Genomic DNA, 17,021 nt, shown 5'->3' on the forward strand with positions numbered 1-17,021 from the left:
TGAAACAATATATTATGCAAATGACTTGTAATGCAATGGGAAGCACATACAATCTGCTTGAGGATCAGATTTCAAAGCATAAGAGAAATATTATCAAAAAAAACAGCTGACACAGCAGGCATAACTATTCATCTGCAGATGACTCTTCTGTTGCGCCTTCTTCCTGCTCGGCTCCTTCCTCAGTTTCCTCGTCTTCAGTCTTTTCCTGGTAAGGAGGAACAAGGCCGACAACTGCAAAATTTTCTTCGAAATCCACCCTGGTTCCTGAAGGCAGCTTAACATCTTCCATATTGATATTATCGCCTATGGTCAGTTTGGTAACGTCAATTACCACCTGATTGGGCATATTGATGGGCAGACAGGTTACATCCAGTGTTTGCCGATATATTTCCAGTACCCCTCCATCTTCAGCACCTTTGGGTTTCCCTGTGACTTCTACAGGTACAGAAACAGTAACTTCCTTGGTCAGGTCGACTCCGTAAAAGTCAATATGCATGTAGACGGTCTTGTAAGGGTGCTTGTCAACTGACCAGATCAGGGCCGGCTTTTTTACAGTTTCATTATTTTGTAAAAACTCCAGCTCTACAACGGAAGTGGTTCCAGCCTTAAGCCAGACTTTATGAAAAGTACCCACTCGTACCTGCAAAGAAATATTTTCTCCTTCAGGGCTGTAAAAAACAGCTGGGATATAGTCATTGGCACGAAGCTTTTTCGCTGCTTCTTTGCCTCTTTTTTCTCGTGTTTGTACTTGTAAGTTGACAAGCTGGGACATCCTTTTCTCCTTGAAATTATTTTACTGCACAGTGAAATGTTCTGTTACAGTTAAGCTATTGGCATGCAAAACAGTGCCTGTACCATTCGTTCAATAAAAATTGCTAAACTGTTACAATATTCTTTATTTTATTTAAGTTAGTTTACCTGGACAGTCAAAAGTCCCCACGCAACACATTGCATTTATTGCCCTTTTTAAAACTTCGGGTGTCCAGACGTCCTCATAACCTAACCATTTTAAATCATAATTATTTTTCTTCAACTAATAACAATTAACTGATAACTTTTAACTCTCAAGATATTACAAAATAACTCTTAATGGGAAAATAGTACACTTACTGAGGACTCAGTATGAATGTTGTGAATGGCCTTGGCCAGCAGACTTGCAACTGAAATGACTTTAAATTTGGAGCAGGCACGTGCTCTTTCAGACAGAGGTATGGTGTCGGTTACCACAATTTCCGCAAAGCTCGACTTTTCCATTCTTTCCACAGCAGGTCCGGACAGAACTGGATGGGTTGCGCACGCTACTACCCGGTTGGCTCCTTTTTCTGAAAGAACTTTGGCTGCTTCAACCATTGTTCCACCGGTATCAATCATATCATCCAGCACTACTGCTACTTTCCCCTGAACATCTCCAATAACGCGCATAGCCTGAGATTTATTCGGGGTGTCACGTCTTTTATCGATAATTGCCAGATCTGCTCCAATGCGCTTGGCGTAAGCTCTTGCCCGTTCAGTTCCGCCGGCATCCGGAGAAACAACTACAGCCTGGTCACCGAATTGTTGAAGGTAGGTTAGTAGAACTTCTGCTGCAAAAAGATTGTCCACCGGGATATTAAAAAATCCCTGGATTTGGCCTGAGTGCAGGTCAATGGTCAGCAGTCTGTTGACTCCGGAAATATTTATAAAATCAGCAACCATCTTGGCGCTGATGGGCACTCTCGGTACAACCTTTCTATCCTGGCGGGCATACCCATAATAAGGGACAACTGCTGTAACTCTTCCTACACTGGCTCTTTTGAGAGCATCCAGCATGAGAAACAGTTCCATGAGGTTATGGTTTACCGGGGCGCAGGTTGGTTGAACAACAAAAACATCGTCGCCGCGAACATTATCGCCTATTTCTATCCGGCTTTCACCGTCACTGAAGGTACAGACAAGAGTTGGGCTGACAGTCATACCGAGGTGTTCGCAGATTCCCCTGGCTAACTGGGGATTGGCATTGCCTGTGATAATTTTCAGTTCTCCGTGCCCGGGCATGGAATAAAACCTCGATTTTTTGGCTGGGGCGGAAGGATTCGAACCCTCGAATGACGGGACCAAAACCCGTTGCCTTACCGCTTGGCTACGCCCCAGCATAGAAAAAAATTAAAAGTTATAAAAATAAAATGGTATTGATTGAGTCTTAAGTTCAGTACATGACTCAAAAACTTGATCTTGGTGCCGGAACAGAGCCAGAAGGCTGGAGCCTGAACCGCTCATTACGCAGGCTGAGGCACCATTTTTCAGCATCATTGTTTTAATTTTGGCCAGTTCAGGATAAAATCTGAATATCACGCTCTCAAAATTGTTGCTTAAGACCAGCTGTTCCTCAAGAGGGGAACCTTTATCTTTTGAAGGCCTGCTTGTCAAGCCAATAGTTTGATCATCAGAAATATTTTTCTTCAACAAGTCCCATTGCCCATAAGCCCAACCGGTATCAATATGGATTCCGGGACAGATTAAAAGCATTTTCAAGCCGGTCAAGTCAACCTTGACAGGGGACAATCTTTCCCCCATTCCTGTAACCTGGGCAGGCACATTGGCCAGAAAAAAAGGAACATCTCCTCCTATTTCAGAAGCCAGGTCAGTAAGTCTGGCTCTTGATAAGCGACGACCCTTAGCAAGGCGATTGAGCAGTTTAAGCATAACCGCAGCATTGGCGCTGCCTCCACCAAGCCCGGCACCTACTGGAACCTGTTTTTGCAAATAGACTTTCATGCCAGGCCTGAATCCTGTGGCCAGGGCGAATTTTTCATAGGCTCTGAAAACTATATTTTGATTGTTTTCCAGTTCAGGTGGACAGCACTTCATGCTCAGGCTGTTGTTGCGGGTGACTATAACATCAATGTGATCTGCAGGATGTTCCAGGGGATAAAAAATTGAATCAATATCATGGTAACCATCAGGTCGAGCATCAAGAATTTTGAGATTTAAGTTTATTTTGCATCCGGATTTCAGGTGGAACTGATTGCTCATGGGCGGTAGTCCTTTGCTGAAGTGGTCTTGACTGGAAAAATTTACGCATTGGTAAATGATTACTTCTATTCATGTGGCAAGGGGACCGGTCTTTCGGGACTATTCTTGTCCCAAAATATGATTCACTTTTGCAAAAATGTGCTCAAGTGGATCTCGGAGTGCCGGTCCCCTGCTTTAGTAACTTACCGTTTCAATCCTGTAGAAAAAACAAGAAATTGTTATCAGTTAATAGTTAATTGTAAATTGAAAATAGTTAATAGCTCTCCACCCGGGCGGACCGGGACCGAACCTACGAGTAACTTATAACCCTCGTTCCCAGCCTCCAGCCTGGGGACGTTTAGTTCTTGCGGCTCCAGCCGCTTCTTCAAAAAGTGGCTTGAGTCACAAAAAAACAGGTGTTCCCAGGCTGGAGCCTGGGAACAAGAAAAACAGCCTTAGCGCGTTAGAGATTGCCGCGCTCGAAGACTCGCTCGCAATGACACCTGAGCTGTCAGGAATATAGTTGCTCAAAACCTGTCACCCACGAGGGAGCCTAAGCGACCAAAACAATCTGTACGGTAAAACCATAATGCCCTGATTTTATTGCCAATATGATTCCAGTTACTTAGAAGCTAATAGTTTATTGTAAATTGTTGAAGAACAAAAGGCTGAATTCACTGTCTTACCCTGATAACAAATAACAAATAACAAATAACTGATAACAGATAACTGGGTTGCGGGTATAACCCGCGTTAGTAATAAAATCAGTTAATGGGTATTGTCCTGAACATATTATTGCCCTGACGGTTAATAAGAAGCATAAGCACTTGTTTGGGGCGTGCGTCATCTTCAAGGATCTTGTGAAACTCATCTCTGGAGTTTACAGCCTGACCATTGGCCTGAAGGATCAGGTCTCCGCCTACAATATCGGCGCGATGAGCAGGAGAGCCCTGTTCAACCTCTGTTACAATAAGCCCTCTTGGACTGTCAAAGCCAAGTGCTGATGCTTCCTGATCTGTTGGTTTTCTCAAGGTAAAGCCCAGTTCAGCTTCACTGAATTCCTGTTCAGGTGCAGTTCCTCTGGCAATTCTCTGCAGATCTCTTTGACCAAGGGTAACCATCACATCCTTTTTTTCACCATTTCTCCAGATGGTTATGCTGGCCTCGGAACCTGGTGCAATTCCACCGATTGTTCTGGTCAAATCTGAAGAACTGTCCACAGGTTGATCGTTTATGTATAAAATTACATCTCCTGCTTCAATTCCAGCCTTATCCGCAGGATCATTTCTGGTGACTCCGGCCACAAGCGCACCTCTGGAATCATCCAGTCCCAGAGCCTTGGCTGTATTATCATCCATGTTTTGAATGGTTACGCCGAGCCATCCCCGTCTGACGCTTTCACCTGTTTTAAGCTGTTCAATTATATCTTCAGCCATGGTGCTGGGAATAGCAAAGCCAATGCCCTGACCTGAGGCTACAATGGCTGTGTTTATGCCTACTACTTCGCCGTCTAAGTTGATTAGCGGACCACCGCTGTTGCCCGGATTGATGGACGCGTCAGTCTGGATGAAATTATCATATGGTCCAGCTCCAATAATTCTACCCTTGGCGCTGATAATTCCAGCAGTGACAGTGTGATTTAAACCAAAAGGATTGCCAATGGCCAGTACCCATTCTCCAACTCTGGTTTGGTCTGAATCTCCGAAACTTAGTACAGGCAGGTCAATATCTGCTTCAATTTTAAGCAGGGCAAGGTCTGTTTCCGGATCAGTTCCTATAACTTCAGCGTCAAAAGATCGTTCACTGCTGCCGATTTGAAATGTGGCTTTAATTTGATCGGCATTTTCAATAACATGATTGTTGGTCACAATAAAACCATCCTTGGAAATAATAAAGCCTGATCCAAGGGAGCGCTGTTCTCTCGGCCTTTGTTCCTGTCTCGGGCCTCCAAAAAAACGTTCAAACTGATCAAAAAACTCTTCAAAAGGATGTTGCCTGTCAGGGAATCCCCTGAAAAACTGTCTCATGTCCGGCTGCTCAACCATTTTTACAGTGCTGATGTTAACTACTGCCTTTCCTGATTTTTCAGCAAGATCAGCAAACTGGGGCAGGGATGCCCAACTCAGGCAGGACCAGGTGAGTACTACCATAAATACAATTAAACCAGAAAAATATTTTCGCATTTTTAACCTCCGTGAGTCATCTCCTTAATGTGGAAATGATTTGTTTGTCTTGAAGCTCAGCTCCGGGCTCCGGGCCTGTCAGTAAGTCATATCAGTAAAAAAGGCCTGAAGCAGTTCGGTCTTTTTTCCGAAAAAAAAGGGGCTGAATTCAAGCTTGAGCCTGGCATCATGAAAGATATATTCGTGATTCAGCACCATTGGCAAAGAGTTAGTATCATAATACTCATGGCGTATTTGTAAAGTGTTTCCTGTTCTGCCTTTTGAAAAACTTGTAATGCTTTGGAGTTGATAAATGATGGCTTATATTGTATCAATATTTTCAGCGCCGTATCTTGTTTTATCATGAAAGAGCACTGGTTCGAAATGATTCGTTAATGGCAGAACATGCGGCTTTTCAGGCAATTATTTAGAAACTTGAGAGTTGAAAGTTATCCGTTTTCTGTTAATTGTTGAAGAACAAAAGCCTGAATTCACTACCCACCTTGATAACAATTAACTGAAATCTGACCTCTGACTCCTGATAACTGGGTTGCGGGCACAGCCTGCATTATAGAGTATATGGTCTGATATTTTGCAAGAACCCCCTGTGAAGGCTTAACATTAAAAAGGTTATCTATGCTCGAAAACAACACCCCAAGACCATGGTTAGAAAATTATGATCCAGCTGTAAATCCTAAGCAAGATTATGAAGAGGTTCCTGTTTATGAGTACATGGACAGAATCGCGGCCCGGTACCCCAATAGAAAGGCTATAGTATTCAACAACTGGAAAATAAGCTACAAAAAACTTAAAGAGCTGTCCGAAACAGTTGCAGCCAATTTGCGCAGCTATGGTATGAACCCAGGTGACAGGGTCGCCATTATGCTTCCCAACCTGCCCCAGACAATTATTGCGTACTGGGGTGTTCTCAAGGCCGGGGGCGCTGTTGTCATGACCAATCCTTTATACATGGAAAAGGAAATGGTCCATCACTTTACTGATTCTCAGGCAAAATTTCTCATAACCTTAGATCTTTTGTGGCCTAAAATATCAACTCTGTTGCCCCGGCTTCCCCTTCAGAAAGTTTTTATTACCAGGATACCCGACTGCCTGCGTTTTCCTCTTACTTTTCTGTATAAGATCAAAATGCACCGTGAAAAAAAGGTGCCTGATATACCGTACGACAATAACAGGTTTATCCCGTGGAAAAAACTGGTCCGCAAGGGCGAGGTTTATATCAAGTATAATCCTGATCCTCACAATGATCTGGCAGCTCTTCAGTATACCGGCGGAACCACAGGCGTTTCCAAGGGTGTCATGCTTACGCATTACAACCTGTCATGTAATGTCAAGCAGGCTGTAGCCATACTCCATGATGTGGGCCCTGAAAACACCGTGCTGGGTCTTCTTCCCTACTTTCATATATACGGGCTTACTGTATGCGTGAATTTTGCCACAGCAATAGGTGCGACTCTTGCGCCTTATCCCCGTTTTGTACCCAGAGAGGTGCTAAAGGCCATTCAAAAGGTCCAGCCCACAATTTTTCCCTGCGCACCCGCTGTCTTTATGGCTCTTTTACAACAAAAAGACATTAATAAGTTTGACTTGTCTTCCATCAATTACTGCGTATCCGGTTCAGCCCCTATTCCTGTGGAAATAATCGAAAAATTCAAAAAGATGACAGGAGCGGAAATAATTGAAGGTTACGGGCTGACTGAAGCTTCACCCATCACTCATCTCAATCCTTTAAGGGGAAAAAGAAAACCTGGCTCCATCGGGATGCCTTTTCCTGATACTGATGCGGCCATCGTTGACATGGAACTGGGAACTGTAAAGCTGCCACCGGGCAAAATTGGTGAGCTGGTCATCAAGGGGCCGCAGGTCATGAAAGGATATTGGAACAGGCCTGATGAAACCGCTGGTGCTGTCAGAAATAACTGGTTGTACACCGGTGACATTGCCTATATGGATGAAGAGGGTTATTTCTATATTGTTGATCGCAAAAAAGACTTGATCATTACTGGAGGTTACAATGTATACCCTCGAGAGATTGATGAGGTCCTGCATGAACATCCCAGGGTCAAGGAAGCAGTTGCTGTGGGTATTCCCAATGAAACCCGCGGAGAACTAATCAAAGCGTTCATTGTACCAAAAGATGGAGAAAACGTCACCAAGGCAGATATTATTTCTTTTTGTCGTGAAAAACTTGCAGGTTTCAAGGTTCCTAAACAGGTTGAGTTTCGAGATGAATTGCCCAAGACCATAGTGGGAAAAGTTTTGCGCAGGGCGTTGCGGGAAGAAGAAATGCAAAAAATGAAAAAAGGGAAAAACGGTAAATAGATTGTATTGCCCAAAATGTAAGTATACTTCATTTGATTATTATGCCTCCTGCCCCAAATGCGGTCGAGACTGGACCAGCGAGAAAAAACAGCTTGGCCTGGAATGGATCAAGGAAGGGCAGGGCAGCTGGATAGATTCTGATACCGGACATGATTCAGACCAGGAAAATATGGAAGGTGTTGCCAGGCCTGAGAATTTTGATTTTCATTCATTACAGGAAGACCCTGTATTTGATGAAGAATTTGATGTTCTCAAGGATTCTGCTCTGCCTGACACAAAACAGCCTGATAATGACAAAGCACAGGTTGAATACAATTTTCAACAGACAGAAGAAGTAAAAGGGGATATTGTTGTTCCCGGCAAATCTGAACAACACCACGACTCAGGGCTTGATCAGGAAATAGAATACCCTGATCTTGAGTTTATTGAAGAGAATGAAAAAAAATAAGGGGCTTCTTTACCTGTTTATTGTAATCTTCACTTTCAACTACATTCTTCTTCTAAGTAACTAAAAACAAATTAGTAATAAATTCAAAGCATTATGCTTTTACCATAAAGATTGCTTCGGTCGCTTAGGTTCCCTCGTGGGTGACAGGTTTTCAGCAACTACATCCCTGACAGCTCAGGTGTCATTGCGAGCGAGTCTTCGAGCGCGGCAATCCTTGTTGCGAGCGAAGCGAAGCAATCTCGTGCTAAGGCTATTACCTCTTTTTTTGTGGCTTAAGCCACATTTCAAAGAAGCGGCTGGAGCCGCAAGAACAAGACGTCCCCAGGCTGGAGCCTGGGAACGAGTGGTGTATGTTACTCACACGTTCGGTCCCGGTCCGCCCGGGTGAGGAGCTTTTATGAAGCCTGAGGCGAGTAAGTAGCAATTTCAGATTGTTATGTTTTTGCAAAATAGATAGAAAATAAAATCTTGACGATTAAATAGTAAATGTTTATAAATAAACCCTTATGCGCCCGTAGCTCAGTCGGATAGAGTGCCTGACTACGAATCAGTAGGTCGCAGGTTCGAATCCTGCCGGGCGCACCAATAAAATCAAGGGGTTACAGCTTAATTGCTGTAACCCTTTTTTGTTTGTGTAACCATAGTGTAACTTTTTTTTGCCAAAGGTGAGCAAGAATTAGCAGGCTTAAGTAAAAAAGAGAGAATGTTACTTTTTGAGTTTTGGTTTTCGATTTTCTTTCTCAAAATAATTTTTTGCCAAAGTCTAAATTCAGAAGTGAGGATATGTACATATTGACATCTTGACTTTATGCTACCTGGTAGTATATTTACAGTTATGACCTGGATTGTTCGAGTTAAAAAGAAAGCTATCAAGAAGGCAAGACAACTTCCAAAAAATAGCCAAGAAGAATCTTTTTGCTCTAATGATAGAAATGGAAAAATCTGGTCTAGTAAGAGGCAATTGGCCAAACTATTCTAAGCTTGGCAAAAATAAACACCATTGTCACCTAAAAGGCGGCAAGCCAACGTATGTGGCTGTTTGGGAAGAAAGAGAAGAAGAAATAAACCTTGTCGAGGTGACTTATGCAGGTACTCACGAAAACGCACCATACTGAAGATATTGAGCTTCGTATCATTGGGCCTAAGCACAAAAAGGATGATGTCCTTCGAGAGATCAAAAAACACGGATATGCTGACTCCAGTGACTCTATTCACTGGCGAGAGCTTTTCCCGGAATTTGAAAATGAACCCGATTACAGCATGGTGTTGCGTAAAGTTCGGAGTAAAGAAGGGTTGACTCAAAATGAACTTTCAAAGATGACCGGTATCCCCCAGGGGCATATTTCCAAAATGGAGAATGGAAAGCTGGCAATAGGCAAAGATAGGGCTAAGCGTTTAGCTGAAGTCTTGAAAGTTGATTATCGAATTCTTTTGTAGAAAGATTAGCCCTGAGTCAGCTCACAGGCTGTCGTATTCTTCAACCAAAATATCACCATAATTTCCCTGCTGCAACTGAAAGCTGTGGTCATAGTTCATTGTGGTCTGGATAGAATTATGCCCAAGAAGCATGGACACAGCCTTAACGTCAACATTTCTTGCCCTGATATGAGTCGCATAGGTGTGCCGAAACCAATGTGGGCTAATCTGCTTACCCAGTGCTTCCAGTCCATATTTTCTTACCAGCTTATACAACGAACTCACAGTCAACCCGTCAAAACGGGTAGTGAGGATGAAAAGACACCGGCAGAATTTACAGCGTTTCTTGGCCATACAACCTCCATGAACAGTTGTTCACCAAGGTGGTAGGCTTGCAAAGAAGAAAAATGAATAGAAAAAGTCAGGGGGGTTTAAGAAAAAAACCGGACTCAATGTTCGGGACTGATTATAATGTTCTGATGCCTGCTTGAAAAGGGCGGGGTATGCGGGGTACGTTAAAACTCAAAACCTAAAGAAAAAAACAGGCGGGGTGGGGCTGGGTATTGCGGGATACTGGCAACATAACCAAACTGGCAACATAATGTCCCTTATGTTGCGATTAATGGCACATGAAATCCAGCTTGTTTGAAATGGATGTCAAATGTCAGAGCAGTAACAATTTGGTGCTGTTGCATGATCAAAAATGAAAAACAGTCAACAACTCCCCAGGATTTATCCACTCTTTCCTGGTAAAAAGTTAGAACTTCCCGAAACGTCAGGGTATGCCAGGGAACTACTTCTGTATTTTTGTCGCACAAAATCCGCTGGATGACGGCTGTTGCAGCCTTACGGTGGGGTGGCCTGGCAAGTGCGGATGCCAGCTCCATTAAAGCCAGTTCAGTGGTAAGATATGGTTCCGGATAAATTCTTGCACCGTTAACAGCTGCGAGATGGTACTGGTCGCTCTTCCTGATCAGAGCCAGCAGAAAGCCTGTATCCAGGAAAGTCACTCTGTTCATTTTTTCGGTGTCCCGTAGTGATAATGATCAAGGTGAAGGGCTAAATCACTGGGAAGATCATCAGATTCAGACAAAGCCGCAAGATCCTCAAGAAGAGATGGTCTGTAAGTTGTATCAAGAGTGCGATTCTTAATGCGAACAATAGCCTGCTCTACCTCCAGCAGCATTCCTTGAGGCATTTGTTCAAGCTGTTGAGTAATTTTTTCAATGGTTGTCATCGAGATTTCCTCTTGCGTATTAAAGCGGTGTGATATTCTTTTTTTGAACTGGGTGTTCGAAGACTTATGTAAGGCAAAGAGAAGATTAAGGCAAAGAAAATTTGAACCGCCCGTTCGAAGATTTACCTCGAAGATTTACCCTATCAGGGTAGGCCGCTTTGTCAAAACTTGCAATCACTGTTTGTCTTTAAATCCATTAATGTCATTGCTCAGGATGGCATGACGATGCAAATGAATTCATGCATCCCTCTGTGCCAATGAACCTGAACCTTTTAGTAATGGAGTCAGCCATGTTTAAAAAGCTTGCCTTGTTTTTTATCGCTATTATGTTTGCTTTGTCGGTTGGTATGATACATGAAGATTATGTAATAACTTGATAGCAACACCTAAGAGTAACTTTTATCCTAAATTTAGCAACGGAATAAGGAGTGGAGAGATGTCTCAAAAGACCACGATTCAGAAGCATGCGTTTGTATCAATATTTGGCCTCGGAATTTGTGTCGGCGCCTTGAGTACGGTTGTCTCTCTTCCCGCGCTGGTTATATTTAGTGTTGGTATAGGCATTATGCTCGGAGGAATTTTTAACGCCCTCTATATCCTCGCTGAAAGAGTCAAATGACAGAAGTTGAAATAAGCAACCCGGAAACTGAAGAGCTCAGGGATCTGAGGGATGAGGATTATGGAGCCATAACTGCCCTTGCCAGGATTTCTTTTCCCGTTTCCCAGTCCAGTCGGAGTGTTTGGTTACCGGGTTTCACAGAGATGATGGAGCAGTAGTTCTGGCTGTACCAGATAGCAATTTACATAACGGGGCTCGCCTTGCATAAATGTCATACTCCCCTCTGCGTCATACTCCCCTTTGCGTCATACCCCTTCGCTTTGCGCCAGTTTTGCCACCAGTAATAATGGGCATTGGGATCCTGACAACGTCCATGTGTAGGCATAGTCCCGTTCAATTATTTTGGAGACTGCCGGAATAAAAATTGATAATCCTGGCAGCTTTGGACTTCTGCAAGTAAATGCTCGCAGTCTTACCTTGTCTATACACTATATACAGGTCCAATTTTTTTGGATTCTTTTGGTTTCAAGTGGTTTAGCTAAGACCATAGGCTGACCTCTTTTTAATCTATATGGGATTTCCCTTTTCGTATATCCAGTGACCCTTTTCTTAGCACGCTCCCATTATACTCTATGTTTCTTCTGAATAACCCCCAGAAAATAAACCGAAATTTTATTTTTTAGATCTTGCGAGCAGATATTTCAAAGTGCACCTCACACATCTAAGTTAAATCCGACAGGAATCCTCAAATCATTACAAGCAATTACTGAGCGTCAAGCTTTGTTGACACTTATCAAAAACTGTCAATTTTGATTGCAACCATCGCTACTAAAAGAATTCAGGGTACTATTAAGCCTTCCCCTGTCAACTTTTGTTGACAGGCAATTTTTGGAACCAAATTTAGTTAGTACTTAATTAAATATCTCATAACCATATTCCGTAATAGCCTTCCCGCATCTGAACTTTAGTTCTCAATGTGCCTGGCACAGTAAGTGCTGAACAAAGTGCATGATCAACAAAACCATTCTTCTTGTGGATGACGAGCCTGATTTCCGTTTTTCCATGAGCCTTATTCTCAAGGGGCATGGATTCACGACTGTTGAAGCTGGAAACGGGATTGAGGCTCTGGAAAAGTTAGCTGTTTTAGAAAAACAGGAATGCCCTGTTGACCTTATAATTACGGATTTAAGAATGCCTGAAATGGATGGTCTTGAACTTCTTAAAAATCTTATAGAACAAAAAGCTAAAGCAAAGTTGTTAATCATAACCGGCTACGGTGAAAGAGAAACTATCAAAAAGCTTACTCAAATGGGACTCAGTACAATTATCAATAAACCATTCAGCGCTGATATCTTGATCAGTAATGTAAAATCGCTTTTAAGTGAGTAAATTTAGATCGACCATTTAAGTTTTGTAACAGTTTAGCCATTTGCATGTGGCACGGGGACTGGCTCACCCAGCCCTTGTTTTATTAAGTCTGTGTTTTACATCAACAAAAAACAAGGGCTGGGGTGCCTGTCCCCTGCTTTCCTTAGAAAAGGGCTAAACTATTACTAAGTTTTTTTAAGGCAATAGCAGTTTTTTATTTTCAAAATGCAGCAGGAGGAGGAAAACAGATGAAAAACATCAAGTTAGGCGTCAAGTTGCTGGGCGGATTTGTTATTGTCGCCCTTATCGTGCTTATTGTGGGTTTTTTTGGCTGGAGAGGCGCCAACAGTCTGTCAGGACATATTGAGTACGTTGGCACTGTAAACCTGCCAAGTGTCCAGGTGCTTATGGAAATTGAAAAAGACTATGAGTCCCTGCGAGTGGCACAAAGGACTCTTCTTATTCCCGGGCTTGGTCAGGCTGAGATGGAAAGACAGCAGGGCATCCTGAACAGACTTAGAAGTGATATAGCTGCGCTCAGAGAACAATTTGAGGCTTTACCTGCCACTTCTGAAGAAAGAGCGCTGTGGCGCCAGACAGTCGCAGCTATTGATGAATGGAGAAGGGTCAATGACGAGTTTATCGAGAGATCCAGGCAGCTCATGCGAACCGGCATTGACAATCCTGCTCAGCTGAGAGCCAACTTTGAACAGTTTAGAGCTGATCACTACGCCCTTATGGGTGATGTATACGGCTTGATAACGAGAGGCGAACGCTTTGAAGGCGGAACCGATCCCACTGCGTGCAATTTTGGCAGGTGGCTGGCTACTTTCCGCACTGAAAACCCAAGGCTTCTTGAAATCCTGCGTCAGATGCCTGCTTCTCATGATCCTTTTCACCACTCCATTGCCGAAATTAGAAGCTATGTACAGGCCGACAATATCGATTCAGCAAATCAGGTTCTGGAGGATGTAACTCTGCCCATGGCCGACCAGACTTTTGCCAGATTTTATGAACTTCTCGCTGTAGCTCAGGAGGCTGAAAACTTATTTGACAATATGACAGAAATGGCCATGGTTGAAGTAAGGGAACGTCAGGCTGAAGCTTTACGTTTTCTTAGCCAGGTTCTGGAAATAAATGTTACCGGAGCAGCTGCTGCTGTGGAAGAAGCCCAGACTGATGCAGCTCAGGCCCAGGTTATTGCCATGGCTGGCATGGCCATAGGTGTGGTCCTGGCCTTAATGCTTGGTGTAATCCTGACCAGAGCCATAACTACCCCGGTAGCCAAGGGTGTTAATTTCTCCAAGGATATGTCTGACGGAAACCTGACTGCTCAATTAGATGTAGTCCAGAAGGATGAAATTGGTATCCTGGCCTCATCCATGCAACGCATGCGCGACAAGCTCAAAGATGTTGTTGTGGAGGTCAAGTCAGCCTCTGAAAATGTAGCAGCGGGTAGCGAAGAACTGTCAGCATCATCAGAGGAAATGTCTCAGGGCGCTACTGAACAGGCTGCTTCCGTGGAGGAAGTATCCTCAAGCATGGAGCAGATGGCAGCCAATATCAAGCAGAATACAGACAACGCTGCTCAGACTGAAAAGATTGCCATTCAGGCATCCAGAGATGCAGAAGAAGGCGGCAAGGTAGTTTTTCAGGCTGTTGATGCCATGAAGCAGATAGCTGACAAAATCTCAATAATTGAAGAAATTGCCAGACAGACCAATCTCCTGGCCCTGAATGCAGCCATTGAAGCTGCCCGGGCAGGAGAGGCAGGCAAGGGCTTTGCAGTTGTTGCGTCAGAAGTGAGAAAACTGGCAGAAAGAAGCCAGACCGCTGCCGCTGAAATTATTGATCTTTCGGGATCAAGTGTTGAAGTTGCTGAAAAAGCTGGAGACATGCTCAGGAAGATAGTTCCTGATATTCAGAAAACAGCTGAACTGGTCCAGGAGATAGCTGCGGCCAGCCGGGAGCAGAATTCTGGTGTTGAGCAGATCAACCAGGCCATCCAGCAGCTGGATCAGGTTATTCAACAGAACGCTTCTGCTGCTGAGGAAATGTCCTCCACTGCAGAAGAACTGTCCAGTCAGGCTGAGCAGCTCCAGGCAACCATGGCCTTTTTCAGGGTGGGTGATGATGCCGGTTTCAGCGGCCCCAGAATGCGTAAGGTTACTGTAAAGAATCAAGGCTCAAAGCAGGCAGCTCCCAAAAAGGCCCTTTATAATGAAAAAGGTAAAAAGGAAGGCCGTTTTGCCCTGAATATGGGTTCTGACGATCTTGATAAGGATTTTGAAAAGTTCTGATTCTGACGATAGGGTCATGGGCTCTATAAACAGCCCATGGCCCTTGAAATCATGTAAAAAAGCTTTGCAGAAATCATTCAGACCTTAATTCAATTCAGAGATAGGAGTCATCATGGCTGAAAAACAAAAAAAGGCAATAGCTGCCAATCAATATCTGACCTTTACCCTGGCAAAAGAGCTTTATGCCATTGATATTGCCAATGTCTGGGAAATTCTGGACTATACTCCGATTACGAGAGTGCCCAGAACACCAGAGTTTCTTTTGGGCATCATCAATTTGCGGGGAAGGGCGGTTCCAGTGGCGGATTTAAGGCTTAAGTTCGGACTTCCAAAGACCGAACGGACAGTAAACACATGCATTATTATTACAGAAGTTCAGTTTGAAGGCGAATCAACCATTATGGGCGCCTTAGCAGATTCGGTTCAGGAGGTCTTTGAGATCGAAGAAAAGAATATTGAGCCTCCTCCCAAAATTGGCACAAAAATCAACATTGAGTTTATTCAGGGTATGGGCAAGCAGGATGATCGGTTTATCATTATCATAGATGTAAACAAGGTCTTTTCCTCAGAGGAACTGGCCATTGTCCAGGATGTGGACCTTAAAGAAAAGGTAAACACGGCTGAAACCAATCAAATTTAAGTTCAATAAAAAGCAGAATCCACCCGGCCGGTGACCTTGCATATCCCGGCCGGGAATTGATACCAATAACGCATATTATGTATACAGAGCGCTATCTGCCTTTAGTATGACATTCAATGCAATAGGTTCAATCATCAAGGTGAAGATAACTTCATTACTGGGCGAAAGGCTGGTTCATTCGTCTGAATCTGCTTCCAGGATATGGGCATTGGTATGTTTGAGAAAGATATCTTCACAATTTTTCTCGTGATAAATGGAAAAGAAAATATTGCGTAGACGGAAAAAGGAGAGCCGCCCTGGCGCTTACAAGTAACTAGAATCGTTTTGCTAACAAAATCAGACGGTTACAATTCTCATATTTTTACGATTTTTGCTTATGATTGATGCACATTTGCCTGAAAAATTCCGTCAAAGATGGGAACTTTGCACTTGGCACAGCTTCCTGCCCGGAGGCTTACAGCCCGGAGGGGGACTGTCCCTCGCTGTGTAGATTTTTTCATCAAAGCAAATTTCTTCCAGGAACCAATGCAGCATCAATCTTTTTTATAGTACCTCGCGGGGACTGTCCCAATTTCCAGAAAAGTGACAGACTCGTAAAGTTACTCACAGGTTCGGTCCTGGTCCGCCCAGGTGAAGAGCTTCTAAGTAACTAAAACCAAATTAGCAATAAATTCACAGCATTATGGTTTTACCATACAGATTGCTTCGGTCACTTAGGCTCCCTGTCTCCCAGAGCTGCTGAGCCAGCGGCCATGCTTCGGGGCAGGCACAATATCCGTCCCTGGCGCTGCCATCATCCTCACTCCAGTCAAAATATATTTCTTGTAACTTCCCCACAAAGCAGGGTATGTCCAACTAAGGGCAGAACTCTGGCCTGTTTCGCAATTCAACACCCTGGACCACAAGCTAAAATGCCAACTGCTGCCAACCTTGTTGGCGCAAACTTAAAAGTCAGTTCTGTTGGCAATGTTGGTAATATGCTGATATTTAAAGGTTTTATTGTATGGCATAGATAGTGCTTAATAATTGAGAAATATCAACACTCAACCATGGAGGAACTTCATGAGAAAAATGTAAATAAAGCTTTTCACAACAGCGGCTTTGGCATGCATGCTCTGCCTGACCGGACTGATCATGTCCGGCGAAGCCCAGGCCCAGAGATTCGTTGACAATGGGGACGGGACGGTGACGGATACAGTGACCAACCTAATGTGGACCAAGGATGCCAACCCGTTCGGCAAATTGAATTGGCATGACGCCATGTCCAGATGCAGTTCTTTCAGCATCTCCGGTATTGGCGGCTGGCGGCTGCCGAGCATGGATGAGCTCCTGTCTTTATCCTCTGCAATGCAAGGCGGACATCCCTTTACCGGGATCCAGTCGTCCTTCTACTGGTCCAGTACGACCAACGCGGACGTCGCTTGGGGAGTGCCCATGTACACCAGCTTCATGATCACTTCCAGCAAGACCGACACCCTACCCGTGTGGCCGGTCCGCGCCGGACAGTGATGTAGCTTTGGATCTTTGGCCTTTAGGAACACTTGGCAGTTCAACACTTTT

The 17,021-nt window shown here is 43.9% G+C and carries 17 protein-coding genes and 2 tRNA genes; 11 read left to right on the plus strand and 8 right to left on the minus strand.

What is annotated here, in order from left to right; genetic code table 11:
* Positions 1-124 precede the first annotated feature (124 nt).
* From LZ23_RS17450 to LZ23_RS17470, 5 genes are all read right to left on the minus strand, one after another.
* On the minus strand, positions 125-772 hold the full coding sequence (locus LZ23_RS17450) for a 50S ribosomal protein L25 (RefSeq protein WP_045216267.1): 648 nt from the start codon (positions 770-772) through the stop codon (positions 125-127).
* 314 nt (positions 773-1,086) lie between these two features.
* Entirely contained in the window at positions 1,087-2,034 is a 948-nt protein-coding gene (locus LZ23_RS17455; RefSeq protein WP_045216269.1) for a ribose-phosphate diphosphokinase, read from the minus strand.
* 20 nt (positions 2,035-2,054) lie between these two features.
* Positions 2,055-2,129: transfer RNA gene (locus tag LZ23_RS17460), tRNA-Gln, on the minus strand.
* Positions 2,130-2,142: 13 nt separating this feature from the next.
* Entirely contained in the window at positions 2,143-3,012 is an 870-nt protein-coding gene (gene ispE / locus LZ23_RS17465; RefSeq protein WP_045216271.1) for a 4-(cytidine 5'-diphospho)-2-C-methyl-D-erythritol kinase, read from the minus strand.
* A gap of 743 nt (positions 3,013-3,755) precedes the next feature.
* Positions 3,756-5,174: a DegQ family serine endoprotease gene (locus LZ23_RS17470; RefSeq protein ID WP_045216273.1), complete on the minus strand. Its 1,419-nt coding sequence runs from the start codon at positions 5,172-5,174 to the stop codon at positions 3,756-3,758.
* 615 nt (positions 5,175-5,789) lie between these two features.
* On the opposite strand from LZ23_RS17470, the gene LZ23_RS17475 reads away from it, so the two are divergent.
* From LZ23_RS17475 to LZ23_RS17495, 5 genes are all read left to right on the plus strand, one after another.
* Positions 5,790-7,493 (plus strand): long-chain-fatty-acid--CoA ligase, encoded by a 1,704-nt coding sequence (locus LZ23_RS17475; protein WP_045216274.1) that lies wholly within the window; start codon positions 5,790-5,792, stop codon positions 7,491-7,493.
* 1 nt (position 7,494) lies between these two features.
* The gene (locus LZ23_RS17480) at positions 7,495-7,941 is read left to right on the plus strand and encodes a hypothetical protein (protein WP_045216276.1); all 447 of its coding nucleotides are present in this window, start codon (positions 7,495-7,497) and stop codon (positions 7,939-7,941) included.
* Positions 7,942-8,449: 508 nt separating this feature from the next.
* Positions 8,450-8,526, plus strand: a tRNA-Arg gene (locus LZ23_RS17485).
* A gap of 338 nt (positions 8,527-8,864) precedes the next feature.
* Positions 8,865-9,056: a hypothetical protein gene (locus LZ23_RS17490; RefSeq protein ID WP_332308295.1), complete on the plus strand. Its 192-nt coding sequence runs from the start codon at positions 8,865-8,867 to the stop codon at positions 9,054-9,056.
* Positions 9,025-9,378, plus strand: coding sequence for a helix-turn-helix domain-containing protein (locus LZ23_RS17495; RefSeq protein WP_045216279.1), 354 nt, complete (start codon positions 9,025-9,027; stop codon positions 9,376-9,378). Before LZ23_RS17490 ends, LZ23_RS17495 begins: the two co-directional genes overlap by 32 nt.
* A 21-nt stretch (positions 9,379-9,399) precedes the next feature.
* Here LZ23_RS17495 and LZ23_RS17500 read toward each other — a convergent pair whose 3' ends face one another.
* The 3 genes from LZ23_RS17500 to LZ23_RS17510 form a co-directional block, all read right to left on the minus strand.
* A complete protein-coding gene (locus LZ23_RS17500; protein WP_045216283.1) occupies positions 9,400-9,711 on the minus strand; it encodes a tyrosine-type recombinase/integrase in 312 nt (103 codons plus the stop codon).
* A 254-nt stretch (positions 9,712-9,965) separates the two neighbouring features.
* Positions 9,966-10,376, minus strand: coding sequence for a type II toxin-antitoxin system VapC family toxin (locus tag LZ23_RS17505; RefSeq protein WP_045216285.1), 411 nt, complete (start codon positions 10,374-10,376; stop codon positions 9,966-9,968).
* Entirely contained in the window at positions 10,373-10,594 is a 222-nt protein-coding gene (locus LZ23_RS17510) for a hypothetical protein (protein ID WP_045216286.1), read from the minus strand. The genes LZ23_RS17505 and LZ23_RS17510 overlap by 4 nt, the downstream gene beginning before the upstream one ends.
* Positions 10,595-11,030: 436 nt before the next feature.
* Between LZ23_RS17510 and LZ23_RS17515 the strand changes: the two genes are divergently transcribed.
* The 6 genes from LZ23_RS17515 (at position 11,031) to LZ23_RS22910 (ending at position 16,970) form a co-directional block, all read left to right on the plus strand.
* Complete coding sequence (locus tag LZ23_RS17515; RefSeq protein ID WP_045216287.1) at positions 11,031-11,213, plus strand: hypothetical protein; 183 nt, start codon at positions 11,031-11,033, stop codon at positions 11,211-11,213.
* Positions 11,210-11,371, plus strand: a complete 162-nt coding sequence (locus LZ23_RS24270; protein WP_157493310.1) for a hypothetical protein — start codon at positions 11,210-11,212, stop codon at positions 11,369-11,371. Before LZ23_RS17515 ends, LZ23_RS24270 begins: the two co-directional genes overlap by 4 nt.
* A gap of 790 nt (positions 11,372-12,161) precedes the next feature.
* On the plus strand, positions 12,162-12,542 hold the full coding sequence (locus LZ23_RS17520; RefSeq protein WP_045216288.1) for a response regulator: 381 nt from the start codon (positions 12,162-12,164) through the stop codon (positions 12,540-12,542).
* Positions 12,543-12,769: 227 nt separating this feature from the next.
* Positions 12,770-14,821 carry a methyl-accepting chemotaxis protein gene (locus LZ23_RS17525; RefSeq protein ID WP_045216289.1) on the plus strand — a complete coding sequence of 684 codons (2,052 nt, stop codon included), beginning with the start codon at positions 12,770-12,772 and terminating at the stop codon, positions 14,819-14,821.
* 112 nt (positions 14,822-14,933) lie between these two features.
* Positions 14,934-15,461, plus strand: coding sequence for a chemotaxis protein CheW (locus LZ23_RS17530; RefSeq protein WP_045216291.1), 528 nt, complete (start codon positions 14,934-14,936; stop codon positions 15,459-15,461).
* 1,134 nt (positions 15,462-16,595) lie between these two features.
* The gene (locus LZ23_RS22910; protein WP_052507486.1) at positions 16,596-16,970 is read left to right on the plus strand and encodes an Lcl C-terminal domain-containing protein; all 375 of its coding nucleotides are present in this window, start codon (positions 16,596-16,598) and stop codon (positions 16,968-16,970) included.
* The last annotated feature ends 51 nt before the right edge of the window (positions 16,971-17,021 follow it).

The sequence above is a fragment of the Desulfonatronovibrio magnus genome, from assembly GCF_000934755.1.
Lineage (GTDB): Bacteria > Desulfobacterota > Desulfovibrionia > Desulfovibrionales > Desulfonatronovibrionaceae > Desulfonatronovibrio > Desulfonatronovibrio magnus.